Raw genomic sequence first — 7240 nt, 5'->3', positions numbered from 1 at the left:
CAGCAACCCTACTCCAATGGGCGATCGAGCGGGCAGTCCTGCTGGATTCCCGGATGACGATCGCCAGCAATCTGCTCAGTGCAGTCGTGCTGATCGCGGCGGGACTCTATCAATGGACACCGCTCAAGAACGTCTGTCTCACCCAATGCCAGTCGCCATTTCTGTTCCTGATGCGCCACGGCGGCTTTCGCGACGACCTGCGAGGCTGCCTGCTGCTGGGGCTTCGCCACGGAGGCTATTGTGTCGGCTGCTGCTGGGTTTTGATGGCGCTTTTGTTCGTAGGCGGGGTGATGAACGTGCTTTGGATTGCGCTTTTGGCCCTGCTCGTCCTGTTGGAGAAACTTACGCCGGTCGGACGATGGATCGCGCGTGCTGCCGGCATTGCATGTGTGGCCGCGGGCGCCTGGCTGCTGGTGTTCTTGCCGCAGTGATGAGCAACCTGCTTGCGGTCCGGCACTCTGCCGGCCGCCGACCGCTCGCAGGGACTAAGAACAATCACTTGAATGTTCGTATGAATTTCAGCTGAGCCGCAAAACGGCTTGACGCCGACGCGGACAACGAATGTAATGTTATAACATTACATCTTTGGTCCCAATGCCCGATCCCACACGTCGTCGCCGTATCCCCCTGAAAAGGCTCTTCGACCTCCATGCAAAAACTCCCCGTCACCGTCTTGTCCGGCTTCCTCGGGGCTGGAAAGACCACTTTGCTGAACCACGTCCTGAACAACCGGCACGGCCTGAAGGTGGCGGTGATCGTCAACGACATGAGCGAGGTGAACATCGATGCGGATTTGGTCCGCGATGGCGGTGCGAACCTGTCCCGGACCGATGAGAAGCTCGTCGAGATGACCAACGGCTGCATCTGCTGCACGCTGCGCGATGATCTCCTGAAGGAGGTGCGCGCCCTCGCCGAAAACGGCCGCTTCGATTATCTGCTGATCGAATCGACCGGCATTTCCGAACCGCTTCCGGTCGCAGCGACCTTCGATTTTCGTTCCGAGGACGGCGATAGCCTCTCCGACGTGGCACGTCTCGACACCATGGTCACCGTGGTCGATGCCGTGAACCTGCTCAAGGATTACGCGTCGACCGATTTTCTCGCACAACGCGGCGAAGCGCTGGAGAACGACCAGCGCACGCTGGTCGATCTGCTCGTGGAGCAGATCGAGTTCGCCGACGTGATCGTTCTCAACAAAATCGATGACGCATCGCCGGCGCAGCGCGAGGCGGCACGACAAATCATCCGCGCGCTCAATCCGGACGCGGACCTCGTCGAAGCCAACCACAGCCAGGTGGCTTTCGATCGCATTCTTGACACCGGCCGCTTTGACTTCGAAAAGGCACAGCAGCATCCGCTCTGGTACAAGGAGCTTTACGGCTTTGCGGATCATGTGCCGGAGATCGAAGAGTACGGCGTGACGAACWTCGTCTATCGCGCGCGCCGGCCGTTCGATCCTGCCAAGTTCGACAAGTTCATCAAGGAGCCGTGGCCCGGCGTCATTCGCGCCAAGGGACATTTCTGGCTGGCCACACGCCCGCACTGGCTTGGTGAGATCAGCCAGGCTGGTTCGATCACGCGCACCCAGGCCCTTGGTGCGTGGTGGGCGAGCGTGCCGGCGGAACGATGGCCGGATGATCCGTTCTGGCGGAAGCAGTTGCGTGCGAACTGGAACGAGATCTATGGCGATCGCCGCCAGGAGATCGTGTTCATCGGCATCGGAATGGATGAGGGCTCGCTCCGCGCCTGGCTGGATGCATGCCTGGTGGCGGGGCAACCCGCCATGAACGTCGCGGAATGGGCGAAGCTCGCAGACCCGTTTCCGGTCTGGCGGCGCGCCGATGAAGCCGCCTAGGCGGGAGCGCGCATGGACAACATCATCCGATTCGTTCCGAAATCCGAGCTCGAGCGGGCGCGCCTGATCCGCGAGGCGCGCGCGATCTATGACAGCATATTCCCACCGGTCGCTGTGGCCGGCGGGCAAGCTGATGATGGGCCCGGGCGAGAGACCCAAGCGTACCCTTCGGGTCACACTCCCTCCCGAAAATCCGCGGTCGAGAACGACTGACGAAATCCCTGGCTGCCGAACGGCTGGGGTGATGGACGCGCGCACAACATCCATCACCGCGCGAGGCGGCTGCAAAAATCCAATCAAAACAACGGCAAGGTGATGCTGGTGCGCTCGGAGGGACTCGAACCCCCACGATTTTACTCACTGCCACCTCAAGGCAGCGCGTCTACCAGTTCCGCCACGAGCGCTTTGGGGATGCCGGCTTGAGGCTTGAGGGCCGGCCGGATCAACGGCGCCGATCTAACAAATCCATCAGAGGGGTACAAGCCTGCAAAGGCCCCGAATTCCACAAGCTTGGGAAGAAAGTTCCTGCCCTCCCGGCTGCCGGGCCGCTACCGCGTGCCCGGGGCCGCTAGCGCGTGCCGGGCGTGCGCGGCAGCATCTGCTTGACCTCGACCGCGATCCGGTTGCGGTCAACCAGCACGACGCCGGAGGCGACCGGCAGATTGTTGGCCAAAACCTTGACCTCGTCGGCCTCGGTTGCGTCCAGCTCGATGATGGCGCCGCGGGAAAGACGTAATACCTGATGGATCGGCATGGTGGTCGTCCCGAGGACGACCATGAGATCCACCGTGACTTTATCGAGAGTGGGCACTTAGCACCGCCGCAACTGGAGACTCTGCATTTGCGCCTGCGATCATCACCACGTTATGGTTAGCCAATGGTTAATAACCTTCAAAACCCTCGCCAAGACCTCGATTTGACGTCGTTTTCCGCCGCAACGGGCGCCCCCGTGGAATGGCGGATTTCGGACGCCCCGGTGCCCTATCCGGAGGCCGTGGCCGCCATGGAGGCACGCGCCGCGGCGATTGCGGACGGCACGGCTCCGGAACTGGTCTGGCTGCTCGAACACCCCCCGCTCTACACCTCCGGCACCTCGGGCAAGGCCTCCGACCTGCTCGATTCCCGCTTTCCCGTCTTCACGACCGGCCGCGGCGGGCAGCTCACCTATCACGGCCCCGGCCAGCGGGTGGCCTATGTCATGCTCGACCTCAAGCGCCGCCGGCCCGACGTGCGGGCCTATGTGGCGAGCCTGGAGGAATTGATCCTGCGCACGCTCGCCGCCTTCAACGTCCGCGGCGAGCGGCGCGAGGACCGGGTCGGTGTCTGGGTGAAGCGGCCCGACAAGGGCTCCGGGCACGAGGACAAGATCGCGGCGATCGGCGTCCGGCTGAAGCGCTGGGTCTCGTTCCACGGCATCGCCATCAATGTCGAGCCGGAGCTTGCGCATTTCGCCGGCATCGTGCCTTGCGGCGTCGCCGACCCCCGCTACGGCGTCACCTCGCTGGTCGACCTCGGCCAGCTCGTGACGATGGCCGATGTCGACATCGCGCTCCGGCAGGCCTTTGAGGAGCTGTTCGGGCCGACAAAGGCGCTGCTGCCGGAAGCGGCGGCTTAAGCCGCCGCGCGGTCCGGGGCGACTTCGAGCTTGCCGGCGATGTAGCGGCGCTCCTGGGTGAGGCCGCCAAAACCGTAGGCGTCGCCCTTGACCTCGTCGACATGCAGATAGGTCTCGGGATGCAGCGGGCCCAGCAGCTCCGCCATGCGCTTGAACATCGCGGCGAGATAGGCGGCCTTCTCGTCCTTGGTGTTGGTGCCCTCGCTGACATGGACGTCGATCCAGTAGCTCGCGAGCCTTTGCTCGGCGAGCGATTTGCCGCCGGCGAACCAGTCACTCGCCTCGACCGATTTCACGATGATGGCGGTGACCTTGGGATCCTTGTGCAGGATCTTTGCGGTGAGCTCGGACACGGCGCTGGCGATATCGGCCTTCAGCGACGGCGACTGGCGGGAGGTGGTGTAGGACACGGTGATCAGGGGCACGGTCGGTCTCCTCAAGATGCTGCGCGGTGTTGCGCGGCGTTGGAGAGAAGCTAGACCTCCCGCCGTCATTTTGGTATCTTATCGCTATTTATACCAGTGATAACCATTCATAATGAACACCACCCTCGACATCGCCACCGTTCAGGCCTTCCTGCTGGTCGCAGACCTCCAGAGCTTTACCCGCGCCGCCGAGGCGCTCGGCACGACGCAGGCGGCCGTCAGCCTGAAGCTGCAACGGCTGGAGACGCTGCTCGGAAGACGCCTCGTCGAGCGCTCGCCGCGCGCGGTCCGGCTCACCGCCGACGGCGCCAGCTTCCTCGACCGCGCCCGCGCACTGATGGAGGCGCATGACCGCGCGTTGTCGGGCGAGACATCGACTGCGCAGTCACTCTCGCTTGGCATCTCCGACCATGCCGCAGGATCTGAACTGGTGCCGCTGCTCGAACGCCTGCATGCGATGTCCGCAAACCTCACGCTCGCCGTCACCATCGGCTTCTCGCGCGAGATGCAGGACGCCTATGACGCGGGCGAGCTCGACGCGGTGATCGTTCGCCAGGAAGGCAGCCGCCGCGGGGGCGAGAAACTGGCCGAAGACGAATTCGGCTGGTTCGCGGCACGACGTTTCACCCTGCCGAAGGGCGAAGCGCTGCCGCTTGCGACGCTCGCCCCGCCGTGCGGTGTCCGTGCCATCGCCGTGCGCGCGCTCGACAAGGCCGGCATCACCTGGCGCGAGCGCTTTGTCGGCGGCGGCGTCACGGCGGTGGTCGCCGCCGCGCTCGCGGGACTCGCGATCGCGCCGCTGGCGCGACGGATCGCGCCTCCCGGGCTTGTCGACATCGGCCCTGCGCACAGGCTGCCAAAGCTCGGCAGCTCAAAGGTGATGCTACATTCGAAGGTCAGTGATCCCGCAAAACTCGCGGCGCTGCGCACGGTGGCGGCGACGTTTCGGAGCGTGGCGGCCGCCTAGCCAAACCACTGACCTTCGTCCCCAGCATATCTGCCAGCGACGAACCAATAGACAAGTCCAGCAGCACCGCCGGCGAGAACAAACGAGGCGCCAAACGAGCCGACAAGCTGGAACAGAAGCGCGCAAAACAGCGAGCCGATCGCGGCGCCCGAAGTCGCGTAGAATAGCAGCGACCTAATGCGCATCCGTTCGGCGAGCCAGATCACTGCGCCAGCCGGAAACCCCGTTAACGCGCAGACGATAATCAACGTCAGCGGCAGCACGAAGATGAGCATCGATGCGATGCCGACCAGCTGCCCGGCACTATTCATGGCTCCAATGAGGGCGGCCAGCATGATTGCATGCAGGACCGCGGTTGCGGTCACGCATGAGCGAAACCAACCTTTCAGAGCGCGAGGACATTCAGCGCAGGACATGCCACCACCTCACAGAATCGCCTCGAACGCGCTGCGCAGCGTCTCGTGCCGGAACACGAAGCCGCGGCTCAGCGCCTTGTTCGGCAGCACGCGCTGACCGCCGAGCAGAAGCTCGTCGGCAAAGCCGCCGCCGATCCGGCGCAGCAAACCGCCGGGAATGCGGAACACGGCGGGCCGATGCAGACGGCGGCCGAGCTCCTCGGTGAACTTTGCATTGGTGACGGGAATCGGCGYGGTGGCGTTGACGGGGCCGGCGAGATCGGGCGTCGCCATCACATAGGCGATCAGACGGATCAGATCGTCGCGCTCGATCCAGGACATCCACTGCCGGCCCGTGCCCAGCGGTCCGCCCAGGCCGAACTCGAACGGCGTCAGCATGCGCGTGATGAAGCCTCCTTCCGTGCCCAGCACGAGGCCGATGCGCAGGTAAACAACGCGAACGCCGAGCTCCTCCGCCGGCCGCGCCGCGGTCTCCCAGGCATCGCACAGCTCGTGGCTGAAGCAGGCGTGCGACTTCGCCGATTCCGTCAGCACCTGGTCGGCCCACAGGCCGTACCAGCCGATCGCGGAGCCGCTGACGAGCACATCCGGCTTGCGGTCGAGCCGCGCGATCAGCTTCACGACCTCGCCGGTCATACCGATCCGCGAGGTGAGAATCGCGCTGCGCTTCGCTGCGGTCCACAGGCCGTTGCCGATCGGCTCGCCGGCGAGATTGACGATGGCGTCGATGCGCGTGTCGGCCGGAATCTGATCGAGGCTCGTGATCAACGTGACCGGCGGCGGGAGCATCTCCGCTTTCGCGGGATTGCGGATGAGCGCAATGACCTGATGCCCTGCCCCGCTGAGGCTCGCCGCGAGGCGGCTGCCGATAAAGCCGGTGGCACCGGTGATCAGCACGGTGTTGCGGCCTGCCAGTTTCTCGACGAGATCGCGCGCCGGCACGCTCCTCATACGGGCGAGCCGGCGCACCGCCGCAAAATCCCTGATGCCGCACAGCGCCGCGCCGACCGCGCAAGCGGTTGCCGCGATGCTGAGCAGGCCCTGATATGAGACCATCACACCGAGCGGCTGCATCGCCCAATCGATCAGCACCGGCAGCAGCAGCACCAGGATGGCGCCGTAGTTGATCGCGAGCAGCGTGTGATTGATACGCTCGCTCGGCGGCAGTTTCCGGCTCAGATCCTCCTCGACGAAATCCATCAGCGTGATGACGATCTCGGCGACCAGCACTGCCATGATGAGGAGCGATAGCACGCCATAAACCTCGAGCCAGCCGAGCACCAGGAACAGCAGCGCATAAAACATGTTGCGCACACCGTGCAGCTTCAGCTCGAAACGCTGTGACGGGCGCCAGGCCAGGCGCTCGGTGAATTCATGGTGATAGAACGTGTCGAACACGCCCATCACGATCTGGACGGCGATGAGGCTCCACAGCAGTGGCGTCATGATACGGCCTCCCTGAACACGACAGACTGGTGGATCAGCGCGCCGTAACGCGGGTGAGTGACATCGAGGGTGAAGCGGAACGCGCCCTCGCCGAGATCGCGATGCGTCACCGTGAGATCGCCCGGCGTGAGCCATTGCGGCAGCGGAATCCACAAGGCTCCGAACTGGAGGCCGTAAGCAACGCTGCGGAAAGTCAGCGCCTGGTCCTCGACCGCGATGCGGAGCGCCATCGAGACGCCGAAGCCGACATATTCTTCGAGCCCGGTCGGGCCTGCAAACCGCTTGGCGGAGTGGATGACCTGCGGAAAGCCGCGCTTCCGCGCGCAGATGCGCGTCCAGGTCTGGCCACCGCTCGCAGCGTCCTCCGTGACCGTGACGATCATGGGCACGCCGGTGTCGCGGCCGGTCGGCAATGGGCCGCCGATCAGACGCGCGACTTGCGCGAACCACCAACCGATCTCGCTGAAGCCGACCTCATCGACGACGCCGACATAGACGACACTGTCACCGTCGGCG

General features: G+C 64.4%; 10 protein-coding genes and 1 tRNA gene. 5 read left to right on the top strand and 6 right to left on the bottom strand.

Annotated features, from left to right (window positions below; genetic code table 11):
• The 3 genes from ACXJL8_RS28675 to ACXJL8_RS28665 form a co-directional block, all read left to right on the top strand.
• Nucleotides 1–431 (top strand): DUF2182 domain-containing protein (locus ACXJL8_RS28675; protein ID WP_456686008.1); only part of this gene is annotated, 431 nt, incomplete at its 5' end.
• A 218-nt stretch (nt 432–649) separates the two neighbouring features.
• Entirely contained in the window at nt 650–1855 is a 1206-nt protein-coding gene (gene zigA, locus ACXJL8_RS28670; protein WP_456686007.1) for a zinc metallochaperone GTPase ZigA, read from the top strand.
• A gap of 12 nt (nt 1856–1867) precedes the next feature.
• Nucleotides 1868–2068 carry a hypothetical protein gene (locus ACXJL8_RS28665; RefSeq protein ID WP_456623069.1) on the top strand — a complete coding sequence of 67 codons (201 nt, stop codon included), beginning with the start codon at nt 1868–1870 and terminating at the stop codon, nt 2066–2068.
• 106 nt (nt 2069–2174) lie between these two features.
• On the opposite strand, the gene ACXJL8_RS28660 is transcribed toward ACXJL8_RS28665, so the two are convergent.
• Nucleotides 2175–2259: transfer RNA gene (locus ACXJL8_RS28660), tRNA-Leu, on the bottom strand.
• A gap of 164 nt (nt 2260–2423) precedes the next feature.
• Nucleotides 2424–2666, bottom strand: coding sequence for a FliM/FliN family flagellar motor switch protein (locus tag ACXJL8_RS28655; protein ID WP_011088012.1), 243 nt, complete (start codon nt 2664–2666; stop codon nt 2424–2426).
• Nucleotides 2667–2732: 66 nt separating this feature from the next.
• Here ACXJL8_RS28655 and lipB point away from each other — a divergent pair, with 66 nt between their 5' ends.
• Nucleotides 2733–3470 (top strand): lipoyl(octanoyl) transferase LipB, encoded by a 738-nt coding sequence (lipB, locus tag ACXJL8_RS28650; protein WP_456623070.1) that lies wholly within the window; start codon nt 2733–2735, stop codon nt 3468–3470.
• Here lipB and ACXJL8_RS28645 read toward each other — a convergent pair.
• On the bottom strand, nt 3467–3895 hold the full coding sequence (locus tag ACXJL8_RS28645) for a tautomerase family protein (protein ID WP_456623071.1): 429 nt from the start codon (nt 3893–3895) through the stop codon (nt 3467–3469). The two genes, lipB and ACXJL8_RS28645, sit on opposite strands and share 4 nt — an antisense overlap.
• Before the next feature lie 112 nt (nt 3896–4007).
• Here ACXJL8_RS28645 and ACXJL8_RS28640 point away from each other — a divergent pair, with 112 nt between their 5' ends.
• Nucleotides 4008–4862, top strand: a complete 855-nt coding sequence (locus ACXJL8_RS28640) for a LysR family transcriptional regulator (protein ID WP_456623072.1) — start codon at nt 4008–4010, stop codon at nt 4860–4862.
• Here ACXJL8_RS28640 and ACXJL8_RS28635 read toward each other — a convergent pair.
• The 3 genes from ACXJL8_RS28635 to ACXJL8_RS28625 form a co-directional block, all read right to left on the bottom strand.
• The gene (locus ACXJL8_RS28635) at nt 4859–5197 is read right to left on the bottom strand and encodes a hypothetical protein (RefSeq protein ID WP_456623073.1); all 339 of its coding nucleotides are present in this window, start codon (nt 5195–5197) and stop codon (nt 4859–4861) included. The genes ACXJL8_RS28640 and ACXJL8_RS28635 overlap by 4 nt on opposite strands.
• A 90-nt stretch (nt 5198–5287) precedes the next feature.
• Nucleotides 5288–6724 (bottom strand): TIGR01777 family oxidoreductase, encoded by a 1437-nt coding sequence (locus ACXJL8_RS28630; RefSeq protein ID WP_456686006.1) that lies wholly within the window; start codon nt 6722–6724, stop codon nt 5288–5290.
• Nucleotides 6721–7240 (bottom strand): DUF4166 domain-containing protein (locus tag ACXJL8_RS28625; RefSeq protein WP_456686005.1); only part of this gene is annotated, 520 nt, incomplete at its 5' end. The genes ACXJL8_RS28630 and ACXJL8_RS28625, both read right to left, overlap by 4 nt.

This window comes from Bradyrhizobium sp. P5_C11_2, assembly GCF_054049755.1.
This window is presented reverse-complemented; position numbering and strand designations above follow the sequence as displayed.

What these genes read in the sequence shown, in the direction of transcription:
- ACXJL8_RS28665 (WP_456623069.1), top strand. Translation starts at nt 1,868, where the DNA reads ATGGACAACATCATCCGATTCGTTCCGAAATCCGAGCTCGAGCGGGCG.
- lipB (WP_456623070.1), top strand. Translation starts at nt 2,733, where the DNA reads ATGGTTAATAACCTTCAAAACCCTCGCCAAGACCTCGATTTGACGTCG.
- ACXJL8_RS28640 (WP_456623072.1), top strand. Translation starts at nt 4,008, where the DNA reads ATGAACACCACCCTCGACATCGCCACCGTTCAGGCCTTCCTGCTGGTC.
- ACXJL8_RS28635 (WP_456623073.1), bottom strand. Translation starts at nt 5,197, where the DNA reads ATGCTGGCCGCCCTCATTGGAGCCATGAATAGTGCCGGGCAGCTGGTC.